This is a genomic window from Mesorhizobium silamurunense (assembly GCF_014843905.1).
Taxonomy (GTDB): Bacteria; Pseudomonadota; Alphaproteobacteria; order Rhizobiales; family Rhizobiaceae; genus Mesorhizobium; species Mesorhizobium silamurunense.
Genome location: NZ_LPVS01000073.1, coordinates 1 through 21,200, shown reverse-complemented (window position 1 = coordinate 21,200; position 21,200 = coordinate 1). Strand labels below are relative to the sequence as shown.

The following is a 21,200-nucleotide window of genomic DNA, read 5'->3' as shown; positions in this document are numbered from 1 at the left end:
GTATCCCCGTGCCAAGAGGGATGGCTCGAAGGAGAATCACTCGTGCATACAGTCATGCCTGAATGCGATACTCGGCCGAACGCCAGCGCCCTGCTCGGCGCGCGTGCTGTCGACGCCGTCGCAAGCGGCGCACCGCTGGGCCGTATCGGCAACCTTGAAGTGCGGCTCGCCCGCAACGAGGCCGAGATCGCCGCCGCCCAGGAAGTGCGCTATCGGGTATTCTATGACGAGCTTGGCGCGAGGAAGGATCTGTTTCAGGCGCAGGACCGCCGCGATGCCGACCGTTTCGACCCGCTCTGCGACCATCTCCTGGTGCTCGACACCTCGCTTCCCGGCCCGGAGCATCGCCGCATCGTAGGCACCTATCGCCTGCTGCGGCAGGAGATCGCCACGGCCGCGGGCGGCTTCTACTCCGAGGGCGAATTCGAGCTGACCAAGCTGGTCGCGCGCCATCCGGGCCAGCGCTTCCTCGAGCTCGGCCGCTCCTGCGTGCTGCCGGAATACCGCTCCAAGCGGACCATCGAGGCGCTCTGGCAAGGCATCTGGGCCTATATCAACCACTATGGCATCGGCGTGATGACCGGTTGCGCCTCCTTCCACGGCACCGTGCCGGCCGCGCATGCCGAGGCGCTTACCTATCTCGCCCATCATTGCCGCACCGACAAGGCCTGGGATGTCCGGGCGGTGGCCGGCCGCTACTGCTCGATGGACCTGATGCCGATCGAGGCGGTCAACGCCAAGGCGGCGATCGCCGCCATGCCGCCGCTGGTCAAGGGCTATCTGCGCGTCGGCGCCCGCATCGGCGACGGCTGCGTCATCGACCGCGAATTTTCCACGGTCGATGTCTTCGTCGTCATGCCGGTCAAGGAAATCGGTGCCCGCTACGTCAACTACTATGGCGGCGAGGGACAGCGTTTCGCGGCGTGATTTCAGTGAATGGTGAATGGTAGTAGCCAGCGGAGCTGATTCACCGCACCGAGATCTTCTCACTATTCACTATTCACTATTCACTACTCACTACTCACTATTCACTATTCACTATTCACTATTCACTCCCTCACGGAATATCCTCCGGCCTTCGCCCGGGCCGGCTCTTATAGGCCGGGAACGACCAGCCGAATTTGAGCGCTCCGCCGCGCACCAGGAAAGCCGCCGCGAAGCCGAGCAGGCTGGAGACGAGCGCCGGCAGTCCGGCAAGATCGCAAAGCGTGAAGAGAGCGGCACCCGCGAGCGCCGCCGTGACATAGATTTCGGGTCTCAGCAGCACGGAGGGCTCGCCGGCGAGCAGGTCGCGCAATATGCCGCCGAAGGTCGCGGTGAGCACCCCGGTGATGACGGACACGACCGGCGAGCCGGTGATCGCCAGGCCCTTTGCGGCCCCCATCACCGCGAAAGCGGCAAGCCCGATCGCATCGAGCCAGAGCAGCAGTTTGTAGCGGGATTCGACGCGATGGGCGCTGAAGAAGACAAGCACCGCGACAACGGTGCAGATCAGCACATAGCCGCTGTTGGCGACCCAGAACACCGGCAGGTTGAGGATGACGTCGCGCAACGTCCCGCCGCCGATGCCGGTGACGCTGGCCAGAAACAGGAAGCCGATGATGTCGAGCTCTTTGCGCGACGCGGCAAGCGCGCCCGTCGCCGCGAAGACGGCGACGCCGGCATAGTCGAGCAGCTCGATGGGATTCATGGTGAGCGAATAGTGAGTAGCGAATAGTGAGTAGCAGTGAATAACACGAAGCCGTGCGATTGGTACCGGCTTCCCTACTCCCTACTCGCTATTCCCTACTCACTCCACTTACGCATCCTTCTCGGCCTGCTCGTTCACCGGGCCCGGCTCGACCGGCGCCTCGGCCGCGGCGGCCTTCGGGCCGCCCTTGGAGACGCCGACCATCGCCGGTCGCAGCACGCGCTCGCCGATCGAGTAGCCGGGCTGCACGACCTGGACGACGGTGCCGGCCGGAACGTCGGGGTTGGGCACCTCGAACATCGCCTGGTGGAAGTTCGGGTCGAACTTCTCGCCTTCCGGCGCAAGCTTCTTCACGCCGTGCCGCTCAAGCGCCGACAGCATGGCGCGCTCGGTGAGGTCGACGCCCTCGATCAGCGCCTTGAAGCCGGCATCGCCGGAGGCCTTGGCCTCTGCCGGAATGGCATCGAGCGCGCGGCGCAGATTGTCCGACACCGACAGCATGTCGCGCGCGAAATTGGCCACCGCGTAAGTGCGCGCGTCATGCACGTCGCGCGCCGTGCGGCGACGCAGATTCTCCATTTCGGCTGCTATGCGAAGCGCCCGGTCCTTCAGTTCCTCGTTTTCCTTCAGCAGCCGCACAAGCGCTTCATAGTCGCCGTCGACGCCGCCTTCCGCACGCTCGCCGGAAGCCTGATCGGCTTCAATTTCCTCGGGCGCGCGTTCGTCTTTTGCCTGGTCGCTCATCGCCGTTTCCCGTCATTCGGATTGGTTTGGATTTGCGCCCGATATCGAGGTTTGAGGGCCAAAAATCAAGGGGCAAGCACCGATGGCGGCCTTCCCCAATCATTCCAAATTAATTCAAATTTTACCGTACCGGACAGCTTTGCTTGCTTCCGAAGGCCGACGCGGGAACCATTGCCGGCCTGCAGGAGTTTCGAAGCCGACACAGGATTTTGGGACAATGACCGGCAACAAGAACCATAAGCGCGCCGAGTTGGCCGCCGATATCAGGCGGCAGGTGGGCACGGAAGCGACGAAACGCTTTCTGCGTACGCTGCCGGCGTTTCGCCTGGAGAAAGAAATGCCCAAGCACTTCAGGGAATTGCTCGACCGCCTCGAAGGGGCCGAGGCGGAAAAGGTGGGCGGCGAGCGGCATCGATAGCCGCATGCCGCCCTTGTGACGTTCGCGCTGAGGCGGAGCCGGCTAGGCCGCCTTGCGTTCGTCGCGCATAAGCGCTTCGCCATGGCGGATTTCGGTTCCGAGCACCTTCAGGCACTCCCGCATGAAGGCGGCAAGGCCGGCCATCCCCTTGCCGACACCAGATCGCTGCAAACAGGCGCATGGAAGCGTTTCTGGCTTCCGCCTGGTTTCCGAAAACGAGATTCTTGGTCCGACCAAATCTGCAGGCCCGCTTCGTTTCTATCAGACGAGGGCCTGTCGACTGCGTTCAGGGGGGCGGCGTCAGCCCGGACGCTTGCGCCGCCAGGAATATTTCGGGCCCTTGGCTTCCGGCTCCACCGCCGGCTGATAATAGACCGGCAAGCCGCCGGTGCGTCCTTCCTCAAGCCGCTTCAGGAGCACCGGATTGGAGACCTCGAACTCGTCGAAGCCGAGCCGCAGCATATGCGGCAGCTGGTCGACCAGCACCTGACCTGTAGCGCGGACCGCGCCCTTGAAGTTATGCCGGGCGCGCAGCAGCTCGCCCTTGGAGAAAGAGCGGCCGTCGTTGAATGCCGGGAAGGCGAGCGCCACCAGCGACAGCTGGTCGAGCAGGCCGATGATCTTGTCGAGCTCGTCGCCGGGCAGCAAGAGCACGCCGATGCGTTCCCTGGCCGACTTGCGGGTTTCGTCATCGAGCCCGAGGAAAGCCTGCAGCGGCAGGATGAAGCGGCCGTTGCCGGCCAGCGCCTCGGCGCTCTCGGCGTGGGTCCATTCATCCTCGCGGAAACCCTTCGGGGTCCAGAGGCGGGTCGCCGATGTCGTCGGTTCAGTCATTAAAATTCCTAAAGCCCTTAAAGAGTCCAAGGGTATGTCGCTATTCAGGTCAGGCCGGTCGAGAAACCGTGGCTCCCGAAAACCGGAGCGGAGCGTACTTGAAGTACGTGAGCACCGGAAGCCGCCGTTCGCAGGCCGGCCTCACCCTAGCGACATACCCTAAAGAGATGCGTCGGTCAGCGACTTTTCCAGCCCCGACAGGTGGATGCCGCACTCGGTCTTGGCGTGACCTGCCCAGCGGCCGCTGCGCGCGTCCTCGCCAGGCTGTACCGGTTGCGTGCAGGGGAAGCAGCCGATCGAGAGATAGCCATAGGCCACCAGCGGATTTTCGCGCAGTGCATGGGCGCGCATATAATCGGCCTGATCGGACGTCGTCCAATGCGCCAGCGGATTGATGCGGATGCGCGAGCCGACCGCCTCGAAGACCGGGAGTGCCGCGCGCGTCGAAGCCTGGAAGCGCTTGCGCCCGGTGAACCAGGCGCGGAACGGCTCGACGCCGCGCGCCAGCGGCTCGACCTTGCGCACGTTGCAGCAGGCATCGGTATCGGTTTCGTGGAGCCTGCCGGTCGGATCGATGCGTTCAAGCGCCGCTTCCTCTGGCTTGATCACCCGGATATCGGTCAGGCCGAAATCGGCGACGAGCGCGTCACGGTAGCCGAGCGTCTCCTCGAAATGCTTGCCGGTGTCGAGGAAGATCACCGGCAGCGAGCGGTCGATCTCCGAGATCATGTGCAAGAGCACCGCCGAATCCGCGCCGAAGGACGACACGGCGGCGACCTCGCCGCGGAAGAATTCGCGCGCCGAGCGCTCGATGATCTCGATCGGCTTCAGATGGCCGAGCAGCGCGTCGAGCCCCGCCGCTTCCGCGGCAACGCCGGCCTCGACGTCGACTATACGGTCAAGCGGCCTTGGTTTCGCCAGCATACAGCGCCTCCTTGAACGGCGCGGGACCGACACGGCGGTAGGCGTCGATAAAACGTTCATCGGGACTGAGCCGAAGGCCGAGATACGTGTCGACGATCTGCTCGATGGCGTCGGTGATCTCTTCCGACGAAAAGCCGCGGCCGATGATCTCGCCGACCGACGTGTTCTCGTCCGCCGAGCCGCCGAGCGTCACCTGGTAGAGCTCGGAGCCTTTCTTCTCGACGCCGAGAATGCCGATGTGGCCGACATGGTGGTGGCCGCAGGCATTGATGCAGCCGGAGATCTTTAGCTTCACCTCGCCGATCTCGCGCTGCCGCTCCAGCGAGGCGAAGCGGCGCGAGATTTCCTGGGCCACCGGGATTGAACGCGCCGTTGCCAGCGCGCAATAGTCAAGGCCCGGGCAGGAGATGATGTCGCTGATCAGGTTGGAATTGGCCGTCGCCAGCCCGATCTCGACCAGCGCGTCATAGACCGCCTTGAGGTCGGCGCGCGCCACATGCGGCAGGATCAGGTTCTGCTCGTGGCTGACACGCAACTCGTCGAAAGCGTATTTCTCTGCGATGTCTGCAACCGCTTCCATCTGGCTGTCGGTAGCGTCGCCAGGCACCTCGCCGATGCCCTTCAGCGAAATGGTCACCGCCGCATAATCTGGATGACGGTGGGTCACGACATTCTGGTCGAGCCATTCCGAAAAGCTCTTGGAATCGAGCCGCGCCTGCTTCACGAGATCGTCGCCTTCCGGCCGGTCAGGCAGTGCCGGCGGCGCGAAATAGGTGTTGATCGCCTTGATATCGGCTTCCGGCAACTTCAGCTCGGCATCCTTCAACTCCTGCCATTCGGCCTCGATCTGGCGGGTGATTTCCTCCACGCCGGTCTCGTGGACCAGGATCTTGATGCGCGCCTTGTACTTGTTGTCGCGGCGGCCATAGAGGTTGTAAACGCGCAGGATCGCCGTGCAGTAGGAGAGAAGATCGGCTTCCGGCAGGAAGTCGCGGATCTTCTTCGCGACCATCGGCGTGCGGCCCTGGCCGCCGCCGACATAGACGGCGAAGCCGAGCTCGCCGGCCGCGTTCTTCTTCAGGTGCAGGCCGATGTCGTGCGTCTGGATGGCAGCACGGTCGCGCTCCGCGCCCGTCACCGCGATCTTGAACTTGCGCGGCAGGTAAGAGAATTCCGGATGCACCGAAGACCACTGGCGCAGGATTTCCGCATAGGGGCGCGGATCGGCGACCTCGTCGGCGGCGGCCCCGGCAAAATGGTCCGCGGTGACGTTGCGGATGCAGTTGCCGCTGGTCTGGATGGCGTGCATCTCGACGCTCGCCAGATCGGCGAGGATCGCGGGAATATCGGACAGCGCCGGCCAGTTGAACTGGATGTTCTGGCGCGTGGTGAAGTGGCCGTAACCCTTGTCGTATTTGCGGGCGATGTGGCCGAGCATGCGCAACTGCCTGCTGTTCAGCGTGCCGTAGGGCACGGCGATGCGAAGCATATAGGCATGCAATTGCAGATAGACGCCGTTCATCAGCCGGAGCGGCCGGAACTGGTCCTCCGTGATCTCGCCGGCAAGCCGGCGCTGCACCTGGTCGCTGAACTCGGCGACCCGGGCGTGAACGAAATCTTGGTCGAACTCGTCGTAACGGTACATGCTTCGTCTTTCAGGGCGCGTCCGCCCGCCTTCCCATGTTCTATGCCGCCCGGGCAGCTTCCGGGCTCGCCTGCTTGCCAAGGTCGGTTCGAATGGTCGGACCCGCGGCACGGATTTTTTCGCGCAGCCGAACCGGCTCGGCCACACCGTCGATCACGGTCACGTCGATCAGGTTGACGTCGACCACTTCATTGTTGGCGGCGGCCGCGGCGCCGATGGCCTCCAGCCGGGCCTCCGCCGCCTTGTCATGGGCGATGTCGGCATGGCCGACCGTCTCCGCCCAGCCGCCATCGGCATACCAGACGGCGATGCCGTCGGAGAGCCTGTTCGCGGTCAGAACCTTCATTGCTGAACTCCTTCGGCCGTAATCTTGGCCGCTTCTTCTTGCCCTACATCGTAATGTCTACGTGCCGCGAGCGGCTCGGATCGTTCGAAATTGGCGCCGGCGACCGCATCGCCGATGATGGTCATGACCGGGCCGGTGAGATCCGCGCGCGCTTCGAGCGACGGCAGGTCGGCCAGCGTGCCGTGAAACCGGCGGCGATTGCTCAGGCTTGCATTCTCGACGACGGCGACAGCAGTGTCGGGCGACAATCCGGCTTCGATCAGGCGGCCGGCGACTTCGGCGGCGACCGAGCGGCCCATATAGACCGCGACGGTGGCGCCCGAGATGGCGAGCTTGGCCCAGTCGGGCAGCGAGTTGCCCTTGAGGTCATGGCCGGTGGTGAACACCATCGAGGACGTGACCCCGCGCAGCGTCAGCGGCAATTCGAAATCGGCAGCGGCGGCGAAGGCTGCGGTGACGCCCGGAACCACCTCATAGGCGACGCCGGCTTCGCGCAGCGCGGCCATCTCCTCGCCGGCCCGGCCGAACACCAGCGGATCGCCGGACTTCAGCCGCACCACGCGCTTGCCGGCGCGGCCAAGCTCGATGAGCAGCGCGTTGATCTCTTCCTGGCTCTTGGAATGGCAGCCCTTGCGCTTGCCGACCGGCAGGCGCTCGGCGTCGCGGCGGCCCATGGCGATGATCGCCTCCGGCACCAGCGCGTCATAGACGATCGCGTCGGCCTCCATCAGCAGGCGGTGGGCGCGCAGTGTCAAAAGGTCTTCCGCGCCCGGACCGGCGCCGACCAGCGCGATATGGCCCGCCGCCGGCGCATCCGAAGCCAGAAGGTCGAGCGCAGCCCTATGCGCCTTGTCGAACTCTCCGGCTTCAACCGCCCTGGCCGGAGCGCCGGCAAAGAAATCGCTCCAGAAGCGGCGGCGGCGATTGCCCTTCGGCAGCCGCTCAGCAGCAGTGCGGAACGACGCCGCCAGGGCGGCCAGCCGGCCGAGCGAAGGCGACAGCAAGCGATCTATGCGGGCGCGCAGCAGTTGCGCGAGCACCGGGCCGGCGCCCTCGGTGCCGATGGCGATGGCGACCGGCGCGCGGTTGACCAGCGCCGGAGTGAAGAAATCGCAGAGTTCCGGCCGATCGACGGCGTTGACCGGGATGCCCAACCTGCGCGCATCTTCGGCGACACGGCGGTCGAGCGCCTCGTCGCCGCTGGCGGCAAATACCATGGCTGCGCCTTCGATCTGCGCGGCATCATAGGCGGCGGCGATATGGACGGCGCCGGCGGTGGCGATGAAACTCAGAAGTTCGGGATCGGCGTTCTCCGCGATGACGCGCAGCACAGCGCTCGACTGCGCAAGCAGCCGGGCCTTGGCCAGCGCCTCCTCGCCGTTGCCGACGATGGCCACGGCTTCGCCGTCGACCCGCAGGAAGACGGGAAAGGCATTGAGCTTGGCGTTGGTTGGCGACATAGCGATAAGCGTTACAGGAACAGTCTGGCAGTTTTATGCGAGCGCGGCAAAAACCAGAAGGCAAGCACTCGCGCATCCCCCGATGACAGGCAATCGCTTTTTCGCAACCGCGAAAGGCAGGAGAAAAAAATTCTACGCCGCAGCTTGAGGTGGGCCAGACACCTCGCGCGGCGCCCATTGATCCAGGGTAATTTTTAGCGTCGCCCACTCAGCACGGCAAAATAGTTTTTTCTAATTTCTACTAAGTTAGTAGATTAAAAGCCATACGCTCGCCAGGCAGCCGATGATGCGCTTTGCAAGAGATGATCGGGCAGTCTTCGCTGGCTGGAACAATCACGCTCGGCGGCACGTTTGGCTAATGATCTTATCCCGCCGACAGGCCGCATTTTGAAGCCTGATCGACAGATTTGGAAGCTGAAAAGGAGGAGCGCGATGGGCATCAAGCTGAAACACGGTCTTTGGGTCATCGTGGCTGACGGCGAGAAAGCGCTTTTTCTCCGCAACGAGGGCGACACCAAATATCCAAACCTGCAGGTCGTGCACGAGATGGAGCAGGAAAATCCTGCCACTCGTGAGCAAGGCACCGACAAACCGGGCCGATACGCCGAAGGGCCTCGCAGCGCGATTGAAGAAACCGACTGGCATCGCCTCGGCAAGGAGCGTTTTGCTGACGATATTGCAGAGCAGCTCTACAAGCTTGCGCACCGGGGTGAGTTCGAAGAGATTGTGCTGATTGCGCCGCCGCAGGTGCTCGGTGAGATGCGCCAGAAACTGCACAAGGAAGTCAGCGAAAAAGTGCAGGCCGAGATCCCCAAGACGCTCACCAACCACACCGTCTTCGACATCGAGAATCTGCTCAAAGCGGCCTGAAAGCCACATGGCGTGAGCTATCGAACGCGTGCCGGGTTGATGCCGCGCGGCAGGCTCACATCGGTTGAGTCTTTTCTGCCCTCGGTGCGCTGATTTCCGCGCGCCGAGGTTGCATCAAGGCTGTACTCCCCACCATATTGCAAAGGGCGGCGGCCTCGGGCGGCGCTTATCCGACATTGCAGTTTCTGAAAGGCGCTCCATCGACAATGCCGCATGACACGCCCCTTATCGCCACCATCGTCGCCGGTTTGGGGCTTGCCTTCGTCTTCGGAGCACTAGCCAACCGCTTCCGCATCCCGCCGCTCGTCGGCTATCTGGTAGCCGGCGTCCTGGTCGGGCCGAACACGCCGGGTTTCGTCGCCGACGCCGGGCTCGCCAACGAACTCGCCGAAATCGGCGTCATCCTGCTGATGTTCGGGGTCGGCCTGCATTTCTCGCTGAAGGACCTTCTGTCGGTCCGCGCGATTGCCGTGCCCGGCGCCGTCGTGCAGATCGGCTTCGCCACGTTGCTCGGCGTTGGGCTGGCCTGGCTGCTCGGCTGGTCCTGGGGAGCCGGCCTTGTCTTCGGCCTGGCGCTCTCGGTCGCATCGACCGTCGTGCTGCTGCGCGCCATGCAGGAGCGGCGGCTGATCGAGACCGAACGTGGCCGCATCGCTGTGGGCTGGCTGATCGTCGAGGATCTGGCCATGGTGCTGGCGCTGGTGCTGCTGCCGGCGCTCGCCGGCGTGCTCGGCGGTCAGCCGCAGGCAGACGACCATGCGAGCCTGCTCTCGCTGCCCGCTAGCTACGGCATATCGGGCGTGGTCGGCATGACGCTCGCCAAGGTCGCCGCCTTCGTCGTCGTCATGCTGGTCGTCGGCCGCAGGGTCATCCCCTGGATCCTGCACTATGTCGCCCATACCGGCTCGCGCGAGCTGTTTCGGCTCTCGGTGCTCGCCATCGCACTCGGCGTCGCCTTCGGCGCGGCGAAACTGTTCGGCGTCTCGCTGGCGCTTGGTGCCTTCTTTGCCGGCATGATCATGAGCGAGTCCGAGCTCAGCCACCGGGCGGCCGAGGAATCGCTGCCGCTGCGCGACGCCTTTTCCGTGCTGTTCTTCGTCTCGGTCGGCATGTTGTTCGACCCGTTCAGCCTGGTCAGCAACGGCCTGCCGATCCTGGCGACGCTCGCCATCATCGTCATCGGTAAATCGCTCGCCGCCTTCGTCATCGTCATCGCCTTCCGCTATCCGATCGCGACAGCGCTGATGATTTCGGCCAGCCTCGCCCAGATCGGCGAATTCTCCTTCATCCTGGCCGAGCTCGGCGTCGGGCTGAAGCTGTTGCCGGAGCAGGGCCGTGACCTGATTCTGGCCGGCGCCATCTTGTCGATCCTGCTCAACCCGCTGATGTTCCTCATCGTCGACTGGATGAAGCCGTGGCTGGAAAAGCGCGCAAGCAAAGCTCCCGAAGAGGCAAAGCCGATCGGCCCGGCGACCGAACTAGGCCAGGTGGCTTCGGCGGCGGCTCCGGAAAAGGTGGACGGCCCGCCGCCGCGGACGGCGCAGACCGGCCATTCCATCCTGATCGGCTACGGCCGTGTCGGCAGCCTCGTCGGGGCGGCACTGAAAGAAGCCGCCCTGCCCTTCCTGGTCATCGAGGATGCCGACAAGACGCTGGCCAAGCTCAAGGCGGATGGCGTCGAAGCGGTGGCCGGCAATGCCGCCAATGCGGACGTCTTCGCGGCCGCCAATCCCGAGGGTGCCGAACGGCTGATCCTCGCCATCCCCAATGCCTTCGAGGCCGGGCAGGTCGTGCTCAGGGCCCGCGCCGCCAATCCCGGCATCAGCGTCATCGCGCGCGCCCATTCCGATGCCGAGGTCGAGCATTTCAAAGGTCTCGGCGCCGACACGGTGATCATGGGCGAGCGTGAAATAGCACGCGGCATCGTCGAGGTGGTGACGGGCATGGCACCCATTCGGCCGGATGAGGTCGCTGCCGAGATCAAGCCGCGGCCTGCTTGATGTGCGCGTCCGCGCGCGGGCTGGTCGGACAAGCGATAAATGCGGAACCGCCGTTTTGGGCGATATCGCTGAGGTATTTTGCTGGCGGCTTGCCCAGAGCCTTCTTGAACATGGTGATAAAGGCCGTGACGGATTCATATCCGAGGTCGCCCGAGACCTGCTGCACGCTGGCGCCCGAGGCCAGTTCTCTCAGCGCAACGATCAGATGCAGCTGCTGGCGCCAGCGTCCGAAGGTCAGCCCTGTTTCCTTGACGACGAGGCGCGCCAGGCTGCTCTCGCTGAGCGCCACGCGGTTTGCCCATTCCGCCAGGGTGCTGCGATCGGCCGGATCCTCGGCCAACGCTTCAGCGATCCGTCCCAAGCGTGGCTCGGACGAGATCGGCAGATGCAATTGCTGCACAGGCATACGCGGCAGCTCAGCGAGCAAAACCTTGCCCAGGAAACCGCCTCTTGGCTCGTCCGGCGCGCATTCCGACAATTCGATGATCAGTTCGCGCAGCAGGGGCGAGATCGAAAGCGTGCAGCACCGGTCCGGCAGATCGGCAGCTCCGGGCTCGATGTAGACGAAGAAAATTCGTGCGTTGGCCGTCGCGATATTGCTGTGCTTCATGGTGCTCGGCACCCACACACCGCAATGCGGCGGCACCATCCATAGGCCGCTCGGAACACGGCATGTGACACCACCTCCCAGCGCGAAGACGAGTTGTCCCTTGCGGTGCCAGTGGTCGGGCACCTCTGCCCTGGTCTCGCTCACGTCGACGCGCACGGCGATCGCCGGCGCAAGCACGTCATCGACATCGAAATCTGGCCACGGCCAGCGGAGAGGTTGTCTCATCATTGCCGGTTTTTAGCGATTGAATGCCATAATAGCTGAATTCTTGAAAAGGGGAAATCGTTTAGGCTCAGATTGCGCACGACAATCAGCCAAGAAGGTACGGTCCCCATGCTCGCTCTGGTCACGTCTCACGACAGCGCCGCCGGACTGAGGCTCGCCGAAGTCGAGGAACCTCAGCCTCACGCGAACGAGGCGCTTGTCTCGGCCCACGCAACCTCGTTGAACCGCGGCGAACTGCGCCTGCTCGCCATACGCCCGGACGGTTGGATACCCGGCCAGGACATCGTTGGGGTGGTCGAACGGGCGGCTGCTGATGGCTCCGGGCCAGCCGCAGGCACCCGGGTCGCGGCTTTGGTCGACCAGGCCGGCTGGGCTGAACGTGTCGCCGTTTCAACCGACCGTCTCGCCATCCTGCCGGATGACGTCAGCTTGGTTTCCGCCGCCACGCTTCCGGTCGCGGGCACGACGGCGCTGAGGACTTTGCGCCACGGCGGCGACCTGGCCGGTCAGCGGGTCCTGATCACCGGCGCAAGCGGCGCGGTCGGTCGTTTCCAGATCCAGATCGCCCGCGAGCAGGGCGCGTCGGTGACCGCGATCGCCGCCTCCCGTCATGTCGAGGATCTCCGTGGGCTGGGAGCCGAGCAGGTTGTCGAGTCGATCGATCTGGCTAAGGGGCCGTTCTCGCTGATCACCGAGTCGGTCGGCGGCGAAAGCCTTGCACACGCGATCGAACGTGTCGCATCCGGCGGGATCATCGTCATGTTCGGTTCGAGCAGTGGCGAACTTACGCCGATTGGCTTCCGCCAATTCGTTCCGGGCCACGAGGGAGCGAGGCTTCAGACTTTCGCGTACTATACGTCCGGCTCGGGCATTGGCGCCGACATCGCCTCGCTGCTCGCTCTGGTCGCGGCTGGCCGGCTGGAAACCCGCGTGGCATTGACCCTGCCGTGGACGGACATCGCCCAAGCCCTGGACGCGCTGCGGCAGCGCAGCTTCAGCGGCAAAGCTGTTCTCATCGTAGCCGGATGAGGCCCTAGCCTGAAGTCGGCCGTCTCACACGTGCTGGCCGCCATTGATGTGGATTTCCGAGCCGGTCACGTAAGACGCCTGGCCCGAACACAGGAAGAAGATGATGTCGGCGACTTCCGAGGTGGCGCCGAGGCGCCTGAGCGGGATCGTCTCGACGATCTTGTCGGTGCCGGGCGAAAGAATCGCCGTGTCGATCTCGCCCGGCGCGATCGCGTTGACGCGAATGCCGTGCGGTCCGAAATCATGCGCCATCTCGCGCGTCAGCGAGCCCAGTGCCGCTTTCGATGTCGCGTAGGCCGTTCCGGCGAACGGATGCACGCGCGTGCCGGCTATCGAGGTGACGTTGACGATCGAGCCCTTGGCCGCGGCCAGTTCCTTGAACAGGCCTCTCGCCAGCATGATCGGCGCGAAGAAATTGACCTGGAACACATCGCGCCAGACATGCATCGGCGTCTCGATCGAATTCATCCGGCCGCCGTCCTTGAGCTTCGGCGAGATGCCGGCATTGTTGACCAGCGCGTTGAGCTGGCCGCCATGCGCCTCCAGCCGATGGCGGATTTCCGAGACTGCAATGCCGACATCCTCCTGGTCGGCAAGATCGACCTTGATGTGGTCCTCGGGGCCGGCCGGCCACGGACAATCCTCGGCGAAGGCCTGTCGCGAGCAGGTGATGACGCGCCAGCCCTCGCGTGAAAAGCGTTTCACCGTCGCATGGCCGATGCCGCGGCTGGCGCCGGTGAGCACGATGGTTTTTCTGCTGTCGATTTCGGCCATGGCTTGATCTCCGGCCGGACATGTAGCCGAAGGCGCCAGCCATTGCGAGAGGCGAAGTTGCCGTGGACCATGATCCCGAGAAGTGGATCCGGTTTTCGGACAGGATCATGGTCGAACAAGAAACGAGAGCCCCATCCCGATCCCATCGGGATGGATCAGGCTCTAACCGCCGCTCAGGATGTCGAGTATCGAGGTCTGCCGCCGCTTCTTCGGGCCGCCGACATCGCCAGGCGGCACCGGATGCCCGACCGACGCGGTGGTGCCGCCGTCGCTGGGCATATCGAAACCGTCGGCATCGACCGTCTGGGCCGGACGCGCCTGGCGGGCAGGCGCCTGGGCGACAGGCGCCGACTGGCCGACGGCTGCCGGCGGCGTCGGAGGCGGCTGCGAGGCATCCGCCGAGGGTATCTCGTCCGGCACGATCGTATCGGACGGCGTCGACTTCCACGTGCCGGGCAGCGGCCTGACGGGCACGCCCTCATGCGCGGCAACCATGAATTCGTGCCAGGCCTGCGCCGGCAAGGCGCCGCCGGTCACCTTCTTCATCGGGCTGCCGTCGTCATTGCCGAACCACACACCGGTGGTGAGGTTCGCGGTGTATCCGACGAACCATGCATCGCGCGAATTCTGGCTGGTGCCGGTCTTGCCGGCCGAGGGCCAGTTGAAGGCCGCCTTCTTGGCGGTGCCGACTTCGACCGTGCCGGTCATCATCGAGTTCATCATGCCGACGATGTCGGCTTTGATGACGCGCGGCGCGCCGCCGCCATTGTTCTCGTAGAGCACCTTGCCGCCGGCCGTGGTGATGCGCTGAATGAAATGGATGTCCGGCTTGTACCCGCCATTGGCGAAAGGCACATAGGCGGCGGTCAGCTCCAGCGGCGTCACTTCCGATGTGCCGAGCGCGATCGAGGTGTTCGACTGCAGATCGGACTGGATGCCCATGCGATGCGCCGCCTCGACCACCGCGTCGGGCCCAACTTCCATGGTGAGCTGCGCGGCGACCGAGTTCAGCGACTTGGCAAGCGCCGTCGCCAGTGTCACCTTGCCATAATATTTGCCGCCGTAATTGTCGGGCGTCCACTTGCCTATTCTGATCGGCGCGTCGTTGCGCACGCTGTCCGGCGTGCGGCCGGCTTCCAGCGCCGCCATATAGACGAACGGCTTGAAGGCTGAGCCCGGCTGGCGCCGCGCTTCCGAGGCGCGGTCGAACTGGCTGGTCGAATAGTCGTAGCCGCCGACCATGGCGCGCACGGCGCCGGAATCATCGATCGACACCAGCGTCCCTTGCGTGACGTTGAGCTTCTTGCCGCTCTCGTCGATCAGCCGGCGGATCGACTGCTCGGCAAGCTTCTGCAACGTGAGGTCGACGGTGGTGTCGATGACGATGTCGCCGCGCACGTCGCCGATCAGGTCCGGAAGCTCTTCCATGACCGTGTCGGCGACATAGTTCTCCGAGCCGGTCCAGTAGGACGGCGCGCGCGTCGCCGGCGCGCTCAGCGCCACCTTGTATTCCTTTTCGCTGATCTTGCCTTCCCCGCGCATGGCCGCGAGCACGAGCTGCGCGCGCTCTTCCGCCGCCTTGGGATCGCGCGCCGGCGAGAGCCGCGACGGCGCCTTGAGCAGGCCGGCGAGAAGTGCTGCCTCCGAGAGCGAGACATCGCGGGCGCTCTTGCCGAAATAACGCCGTGAGGCGGCCTCTACACCATAGGCGCCGGATCCGAAATAGACCCGGTTGAGGTACATTTCGAGGATCTGGTCCTTGCTGTGCTTGTGCTCCAGCCAGAGCGCCAAAAGCACTTCCTGCACCTTGCGTTCCAGCGTCCGGTCCGGCGTCAGGAACAGGTTCTTGGCCAGCTGCTGCGTCAGCGTCGAGCCGCCTTGCGAGAAATGGCCGCCGACGACGTTGGTGACCATGGCGCGCGAAAGCCCGATCGGGTCGATGCCGAAATGCGAATAGAAGCGCCGGTCCTCGATGGCGACGACGGCTTCGGGGATATAGGGCGACATTTCATGCAGGCCGACGGCCTCGCCGCCGCTCATGCCTCTGTTGGCGATGAGCTGCCCGTCGACCGAGACGATCTTGATGTTGGGTGCGCGGTCGGGGATCGACCATGTGGTCGCCGCCGGCATCTTGGCGCCGTAATAGACCACGATGCCGGCCACCGCGATGCCGCCCCAAATGCAGAGCACGAAGCACCAGTAGAGCAGGCGGCCGAAAATGGAAAACAGCCCGCGCCGGCTTCCGCTCCGGCCGCGGCCGCGCGACTTCGCCTTGGCGGATTTGCGTTTTGCTGCGGATTTGCGATTTGCCGGCACGACGCGATCCTCCTCGCTGACCGAAAAGCCGTCGGAGGATTTCGCCCGCGGCGAGCCCTCGAAGCTCGGTTCGATGCGACTGTCTCTGCGGTTCGCCATGCGCTGCGCTTGTCTGTCCCCGGTGCCGATGGCGCTCGAGTTGCAGAGTAGATGCGGCGGTTTAAAGGCGCGTTAAGTTGGGAAAAATCGAAGCGATTGAAAATCAAATGCTTGGCAAGCACCCAATCCGGCTCGGTTCCGTAGGGCGAAGCTCCCGGCCGCCGTGACCGGACCGCCGGGGCGAGACCGCCGTTATTCGAGCCTTGTCGGAGCGCGATCGGCTTGAGGATCCGGCCGCGCTCCTTGCCAGATTGCATCCGGCGTGCAAGTCGGCCGTGGACTAGTCGAGAACGGCACGGACCGACAGCGCCGCTCTCGATGCCTGCATCACGTCGCCGACGTGGCAGTAGCAGACGATCTCGTGCAACTGATAATCGGTCAGCTCGAAGAAGCGCTTTGCTTCCCCGTAGCTGTCGTCCTTCAAACCCTCACCGTGCAAAATCGGGTCTTCGAGGGCGACCGATATCGGCGAGCCGTCGCCACGCATGATATCGCGTTCGGCGCGGGCACGGTATTCGGTGCCGGTAAGCGCGGTCAGCAGCCGGCTGGGCTCACGTTCGAGAAGCTCCGCCCAACGTGCGAGGCGCTGGGTTCGGCTCATGACGGGTTTGGCGGTGTTGACCTCGGCAACTGCGTGCAGCTGGTCCAGTGTTTGGTGCTTCATGGCAACCTCCTAGTGGCTAGGTTGGCTGGCCCCAAACTCCCTATGCCATGATGATACCGCCGAACTGCCGGGACGTCATCTTCTTTGCCGTCCCGCTCCGCAAGATTGATGGAAGCTGTTATCCGGAGCAGGCCGGTCAAGCCGCGAGATGCGCCAGCGATCGGATCAATTCTGTTGGATCGAGATGCCCTTGTCGTCGATCTTGAGCTCCACGCCTTTCGGCCTGGTCTGCTCACGATAGATGTAGATGCCGAGCGCGATGACCACGACGACCAATGCGCCGATGATGAGATAGAGCATGTTCTGTCTCATCGCGCCCCTTTCCGGTGATTGAGTCTCACGCTCGTTTCAAGACCCGGACCACCAGCAGCAAGATGATGGCGCCGATCGTGGCATGGATGATCGACGCCAGGATGCCGCCGCCGATGGCGAAGCCCAGCCTCGGGAAGAGCCAGCCGGCTATGAAGGCGCCGATGATGCCGACGATGATGTTGCCGATCAGGCCGAAGCCAAAGCCCGACACGATCAGGCCGGCAAGCCAGCCAGCGATGGCGCCGATGATGATGAAGACGAGAAGACTTTCGATACCCATGCAGGTCCCTCCGGGCAAGCGATGAAAGCGAAGGCTCCGAATCGCCTTCGAGATCAACGGCTTCAAGCTATGCGAAAGTGATTGCCCGCGCCAGCGAGGTCACTGCTGGTCTTCGTTATCGCCCGATGCTGGCCGCCAACTCGTCGGATCGACCTTCTTTTGCGTGTTGCTGTCGATGTAGACCCACCAGCCACCGTCACGATACTGACCGACGGATTCGTTGATGACGCCGTCGTTGTCCGTCCACATGATGGTGACCTTGGAGCCGTCCTTCGGCGCGCTCGCGATCGGTTTGCGCTCTGCCATTTCATTCCCTCCCCATCTCATTCAGTGGACCGGCAGGAACGTCGCTCGACGCGCCGGGTTCCGTCAGCTGTGCGCGAAGATATCTTCCTCCGCCCAGCCCATCAGGTCGAGCTTCGCCCGTGTCGGCAGGAAACGGAAGCAGGCTTCTGCCTCCTTGGTGCGATCCTCGCGCGCCAGCCGCGCGGCCAGAACCTCGCGCAGCCGGTGCAGGTAGAGCACGTCGGATGCGGCATATTCGAGCTGCTCGGGCGACAGCGTTTCCGCCGCCCAGTCCGACGACTGCTGCGCCTTGGAGAGGCCGATGCCGAGCAGTTCGTTGCAGAGATCCTTCAGCCCGTGGCGGTCGGTGTAGGTACGGGTCAGCCGCGAGGCGATCTTGGTGCAGAAAACCGGCTCGGCCATGACGCCGAAAGCGTGATAAAGGACGGCAATGTCGAAACGGCCGAAGTGAAACAACTTCGTCACGGCGTCGTTCCTGAGAAGGCTGACGAGGTTGGGCGCCTCCTTTTGGCCCGGCGCGATCTGGATAACGTCGGCGCTGCCGTCGCCTGGCGAGATCTGCACCACGCAGAGCCGGTCGCGATGTGGATTGAGCCCCAGCGTTTCCGTGTCGATGGCCACCGCCCCGACATTGTAGCGGGACAGATCCGGCAGATCGTTCTTGTGGAAACGGATATCGGTCATTTTCTTCTCCGGATCGCACCTGCAGCGCCGCACATCCTTCACATGCGCAAAGGACGCTGCAGCACCTTGCAGTAGACAAACCCGTCCTTGCCGCGATCCGGAAAAAAATCAACAGAAAGTTGATTTTCCTGCGTTCGCCTCAGCGCGTCAGCGCATCGAGAATGCGTGCCCAGGAACGCTGCCCCTTGTGGAAGGAGGTGAGCTCGTATTTCTCGTTGGGCGAATGGATGCGGTCGTCGTCGAGGCCGAAGCCGACCAGCAGCGATTCCATGCCGAGATAGGTCTGGAAATCGCCGACCACGGGAATGGAGCCGCCGCCGCCGGTGGTGACGGCCTGCTTCTCCCATTCGTCGGAGAGCGCGTCCTTGGCCTTGGCCAGGAACGGCGAGTCGTAGGAAAGCTGGATCGCTGGCGAGCCGCCATGCGGATGGAACTCGACCGAGCAGTCGGCCGGGATCCGCTCGCGCACGAAAGCCTGGAAGGCGGCGCGGATTTTTTTCGGGTCCTGCTTGTGGACGAGCCGGAACGACACTTTCGCCGACGCTTCCGCAGCAATCACCGTTTTGAAGCCCTTGCCGGTATAGCCGCCGATGATGCCGTTGAATTCGGCCGTCGGCCGCGCCCAGGTGAGTTCGAGCAGCGAGCGGCCCTTTTCGCCGGCGGGATTGGAAAGCCCGACCGGGCCGAGGAAGGTTTCGGCCGTTTCGCCGAGCCCCTCCCAGGATTTCAGCACCTGCGACGGCGTCTCCTCGACACCGTCATAGAAGCCCGGGATGGTGACGCGGCCGTCCTTGTCATGGACGTCGGCGAGGATCTTGGCCAGGATCCGGATCGGATTGGCGGCCGGGCCGCCATAGAGGCCTGAATGCAGGTCGCGGCTGGCGGCCTTGACGGTGACCTCCTCGCCGACCATGCCGCGCAGCGACACGCAGATCGACGGCGTCTCGCGGTTCCACATGCTGGTGTCGCAAACCAGCGCGAAATCCGCCTTCAGCTCGGCGGCGTTGGCCTCGAGGAACGGCTTCAGCGACGGCGAGCCGGATTCTTCCTCGCCCTCGAACAGGATGGTGACGCGGCACGGCAGATTGCCATGCACCTGCTTCCAGGCGCGGCAGGCCTCGACGAAGGTCATCAGCTGTCCCTTGTCGTCGGCCGAGCCACGCCCGGTGATCACCTTGCGGCCGGGCTCGATCTCCTTGATCGACGGCGCGAACGGATCGGTTCCCCACAGCTCGATCGGATCGACCGGCTGCACGTCGTAGTGGCCGTAGAACAGCACATGCGGCGCGCCGGCCGGCCCTTCGTGATGCGCCACCACCATTGGATGTCCGGGCGTGTCGCGCACGCTGGCCTCGAAGCCGATCAGCTTGAGCTCGGTCACCAGCCATTCGGCGCCCTTGCGGCAGTCGGCGCGGTAGGCGGGATCGGTGGAGATCGACTTGATGCCGAGCAAGCCGAAAAGCCGCTCCAGGCTCTGGTCGAGATTCTGGTCGAGACGGTCGAGGACGGGGGAGATTCTGGACATTTTTTTCAGCCTTTCGATTCTGGCCCGACCCTAAAGGGACGAGCAGAAAACGCAAAGCCGCGATCGTTGGACCAAGGGCTCCGGCGCCGGTGACACGCAGGCTGCAGGGCAAAAAAGAACCGCCGTGGTGGAGGGGGAACCACGGCGGTCTTTACTCGAAACGTTGCGGCAGCCCGGAGAGGGGGGATAGGCTGCCGCAGGTTGCCCGGGATAGGCGGGGGACGGGCCTTACTCCGGACTTCGGCGAAAAATGCCGATGACAGGTATTTGGGTCTGTGAACATGGCGATTCAAGGGCACGAAGATTACACTTTTGTAACATGGCCGTGAGCGGCGAGATTTGCCCGAGACAGTGTCTGTCAGGGGTGTTGCCGGAACCGGTGGTTTGCACAGCCTTTGGCATGGACCGCGCAGCCTGGCCGCGCTATCCCTGCCGGCATGAAAAAAGGCGATCATCTCTTTCTTGTCGACGGCTCCGGCTACATTTTCCGCGCCTACCACGCGCTGCCGCCGCTCAACCGCAAATCCGACGGCCTGCCGACCAGCGCCGTGCTCGGCTTCTGCAACATGGTGTGGAAGCTGATGCAGGACGCCCGCAACACCGATGTCGGCGTGGTGCCGACGCATTTCGCCGTCATCTTCGACTATTCCTCGAAGACCTTCCGCAGCGATCTCTACCCCGAATACAAGGCCAACCGCTCGGCGCCGCCGGAAGACCTCATCCCGCAATTCGGCCTAATCCGCCAGGCGACCGCAGCGTTCAATGTTCCCTGTATCGAGACGGAGGGTTTTGAGGCCGACGACATCATCGCCACCTATTGCCGGCTGGCCTGCGAGGTCGGCGCCGACACCACCATCATCTCCTCCGACAAGGACCTGATGCAATTGGTTGGCCCGACGGTCGGCATGTACGACCCGATGAAGGACCGCCAGATCGGCATTCCCGAAGTGATCGAGAAATGGGGCGTGCCGCCGGAAAAGATGATCGATCTGCAGGCGCTGACCGGCGACTCGGTCGACAATGTTCCGGGCGTGCCCGGCATCGGCCCGAAGACCGCGGCGCAGCTTTTGGAACAGTTCGGCGACCTGGACGGGTTGCTCGCACGTGCCTCCGAGATCAAGCAGGACAAGCGACGCGAAACCATCATCGCCAATGCCGACAAGGCGCGCATCTCGCGTGAGCTGGTGACGTTGAAGAACGATGTGCCGCTGAAGGAGGGGCTGGACGATCTGGTTCTGCATGCGCCGGACGGGCCGAAGCTGATCGGCTTCCTGAAGACGATGGAGTTCACCACGCTGACCCGCCGCGTCGCCGAGGCGACCGCAACCGAGATCGGCGACGTCCAGGCTTCCGCCGTTACCATCGAGCGCGCCGACACGGCGCATGGTCCCGATGTCGGCGCCGGCGCGCCGCGGGCCGCGGCGACGCCGAACGGCGCCGCGAAG

The 21,200-nt window shown here is 64.1% G+C and carries 22 protein-coding genes and 1 pseudogene; 6 read left to right on the top strand and 17 right to left on the bottom strand.

The window, feature by feature from the left end:
- Positions 1–42 precede the first annotated feature (42 nt).
- Positions 43–927, top strand: coding sequence for a l-ornithine N(alpha)-acyltransferase (olsB, locus tag AU465_RS20665; protein WP_312891297.1), 885 nt, complete (start codon positions 43–45; stop codon positions 925–927).
- A 130-nt stretch (positions 928–1,057) separates the two neighbouring features.
- On the opposite strand, the gene AU465_RS20660 is transcribed toward olsB, so the two are convergent.
- Entirely contained in the window at positions 1,058–1,690 is a 633-nt protein-coding gene (locus AU465_RS20660; RefSeq protein ID WP_192252145.1) for a trimeric intracellular cation channel family protein, read from the bottom strand.
- A gap of 108 nt (positions 1,691–1,798) precedes the next feature.
- Positions 1,799–2,434 carry a nucleotide exchange factor GrpE gene (gene grpE / locus AU465_RS20655; RefSeq protein ID WP_192252142.1) on the bottom strand — a complete coding sequence of 212 codons (636 nt, stop codon included), beginning with the start codon at positions 2,432–2,434 and terminating at the stop codon, positions 1,799–1,801.
- Positions 2,435–2,651: 217 nt separating this feature from the next.
- Between grpE and AU465_RS20650 the strand changes: the two genes are divergently transcribed.
- Complete coding sequence (locus AU465_RS20650; protein ID WP_192252139.1) at positions 2,652–2,852, top strand: hypothetical protein; 201 nt, start codon at positions 2,652–2,654, stop codon at positions 2,850–2,852.
- A gap of 42 nt (positions 2,853–2,894) precedes the next feature.
- Here AU465_RS20650 and AU465_RS37505 read toward each other — a convergent pair.
- The 6 genes and pseudogenes from AU465_RS37505 to cysG form a co-directional block, all read right to left on the bottom strand.
- Positions 2,895–3,016: pseudogene (locus tag AU465_RS37505) on the bottom strand (protease); the annotation flags it as partial.
- Between the two features lie 136 nt (positions 3,017–3,152).
- Positions 3,153–3,686, bottom strand: a complete 534-nt coding sequence (locus AU465_RS20640) for a DUF934 domain-containing protein (protein WP_192252136.1) — start codon at positions 3,684–3,686, stop codon at positions 3,153–3,155.
- 159 nt (positions 3,687–3,845) lie between these two features.
- Positions 3,846–4,610, bottom strand: a complete 765-nt coding sequence (locus AU465_RS20635; RefSeq protein ID WP_192252133.1) for a phosphoadenylyl-sulfate reductase — start codon at positions 4,608–4,610, stop codon at positions 3,846–3,848.
- Positions 4,585–6,255 carry a nitrite/sulfite reductase gene (locus tag AU465_RS20630; protein WP_192252130.1) on the bottom strand — a complete coding sequence of 557 codons (1,671 nt, stop codon included), beginning with the start codon at positions 6,253–6,255 and terminating at the stop codon, positions 4,585–4,587. Before AU465_RS20630 ends, AU465_RS20635 begins: the two co-directional genes overlap by 26 nt.
- Before the next feature lie 40 nt (positions 6,256–6,295).
- Positions 6,296–6,601, bottom strand: a complete 306-nt coding sequence (locus AU465_RS20625; RefSeq protein WP_192252127.1) for a DUF2849 domain-containing protein — start codon at positions 6,599–6,601, stop codon at positions 6,296–6,298.
- On the bottom strand, positions 6,598–8,061 hold the full coding sequence (gene cysG, locus AU465_RS20620; RefSeq protein WP_192252124.1) for a siroheme synthase CysG: 1,464 nt from the start codon (positions 8,059–8,061) through the stop codon (positions 6,598–6,600). The genes AU465_RS20625 and cysG overlap by 4 nt, the downstream gene beginning before the upstream one ends.
- Positions 8,062–8,493: 432 nt before the next feature.
- On the opposite strand from cysG, the gene AU465_RS20615 reads away from it, so the two are divergent.
- Positions 8,494–8,931, top strand: coding sequence for a baeRF12 domain-containing protein (locus AU465_RS20615; protein WP_192252121.1), 438 nt, complete (start codon positions 8,494–8,496; stop codon positions 8,929–8,931).
- A 206-nt stretch (positions 8,932–9,137) separates the two neighbouring features.
- Positions 9,138–10,931: a YbaL family putative K(+) efflux transporter gene (gene ybaL, locus AU465_RS20610; RefSeq protein WP_246506291.1), complete on the top strand. Its 1,794-nt coding sequence runs from the start codon at positions 9,138–9,140 to the stop codon at positions 10,929–10,931.
- Here ybaL and AU465_RS20605 read toward each other — a convergent pair.
- Positions 10,912–11,766 carry an AraC family transcriptional regulator gene (locus AU465_RS20605; RefSeq protein WP_192252107.1) on the bottom strand — a complete coding sequence of 285 codons (855 nt, stop codon included), beginning with the start codon at positions 11,764–11,766 and terminating at the stop codon, positions 10,912–10,914. The two genes, ybaL and AU465_RS20605, sit on opposite strands and share 20 nt — an antisense overlap.
- Before the next feature lie 108 nt (positions 11,767–11,874).
- Here AU465_RS20605 and AU465_RS20600 point away from each other — a divergent pair, with 108 nt between their 5' ends.
- Positions 11,875–12,795, top strand: a complete 921-nt coding sequence (locus AU465_RS20600) for a zinc-binding dehydrogenase (RefSeq protein ID WP_192252104.1) — start codon at positions 11,875–11,877, stop codon at positions 12,793–12,795.
- 24 nt (positions 12,796–12,819) lie between these two features.
- On the opposite strand, the gene AU465_RS20595 is transcribed toward AU465_RS20600, so the two are convergent.
- From AU465_RS20595 to AU465_RS20560, 8 genes are all read right to left on the bottom strand, one after another.
- The gene (locus AU465_RS20595) at positions 12,820–13,569 is read right to left on the bottom strand and encodes an SDR family NAD(P)-dependent oxidoreductase (protein WP_095813579.1); all 750 of its coding nucleotides are present in this window, start codon (positions 13,567–13,569) and stop codon (positions 12,820–12,822) included.
- A 162-nt stretch (positions 13,570–13,731) separates the two neighbouring features.
- Positions 13,732–15,984 (bottom strand): transglycosylase domain-containing protein, encoded by a 2,253-nt coding sequence (locus tag AU465_RS20590; protein ID WP_192252101.1) that lies wholly within the window; start codon positions 15,982–15,984, stop codon positions 13,732–13,734.
- Positions 15,985–16,264: 280 nt separating this feature from the next.
- Positions 16,265–16,648, bottom strand: a complete 384-nt coding sequence (locus tag AU465_RS20585) for a hypothetical protein (RefSeq protein ID WP_192252098.1) — start codon at positions 16,646–16,648, stop codon at positions 16,265–16,267.
- A 165-nt stretch (positions 16,649–16,813) separates the two neighbouring features.
- The gene (locus AU465_RS20580; RefSeq protein WP_082980768.1) at positions 16,814–16,960 is read right to left on the bottom strand and encodes a hypothetical protein; all 147 of its coding nucleotides are present in this window, start codon (positions 16,958–16,960) and stop codon (positions 16,814–16,816) included.
- Positions 16,961–16,985: 25 nt separating this feature from the next.
- Positions 16,986–17,240 (bottom strand): GlsB/YeaQ/YmgE family stress response membrane protein, encoded by a 255-nt coding sequence (locus tag AU465_RS20575; protein WP_192252094.1) that lies wholly within the window; start codon positions 17,238–17,240, stop codon positions 16,986–16,988.
- A 99-nt stretch (positions 17,241–17,339) separates the two neighbouring features.
- Positions 17,340–17,546: a hypothetical protein gene (locus AU465_RS20570; protein ID WP_192252091.1), complete on the bottom strand. Its 207-nt coding sequence runs from the start codon at positions 17,544–17,546 to the stop codon at positions 17,340–17,342.
- Positions 17,547–17,609: 63 nt separating this feature from the next.
- Complete coding sequence (locus AU465_RS20565; protein ID WP_192252088.1) at positions 17,610–18,230, bottom strand: ribonuclease D; 621 nt, start codon at positions 18,228–18,230, stop codon at positions 17,610–17,612.
- 139 nt (positions 18,231–18,369) lie between these two features.
- Entirely contained in the window at positions 18,370–19,755 is a 1,386-nt protein-coding gene (locus tag AU465_RS20560) for a M20/M25/M40 family metallo-hydrolase (RefSeq protein WP_192252085.1), read from the bottom strand.
- Positions 19,756–20,192: 437 nt separating this feature from the next.
- Between AU465_RS20560 and AU465_RS20555 the strand changes: the two genes are divergently transcribed.
- The coding region (locus tag AU465_RS20555) for a 5'-3' exonuclease H3TH domain-containing protein (RefSeq protein ID WP_281396793.1) at positions 20,193–21,200 on the top strand (1,008 nt) is incomplete at its 3' end.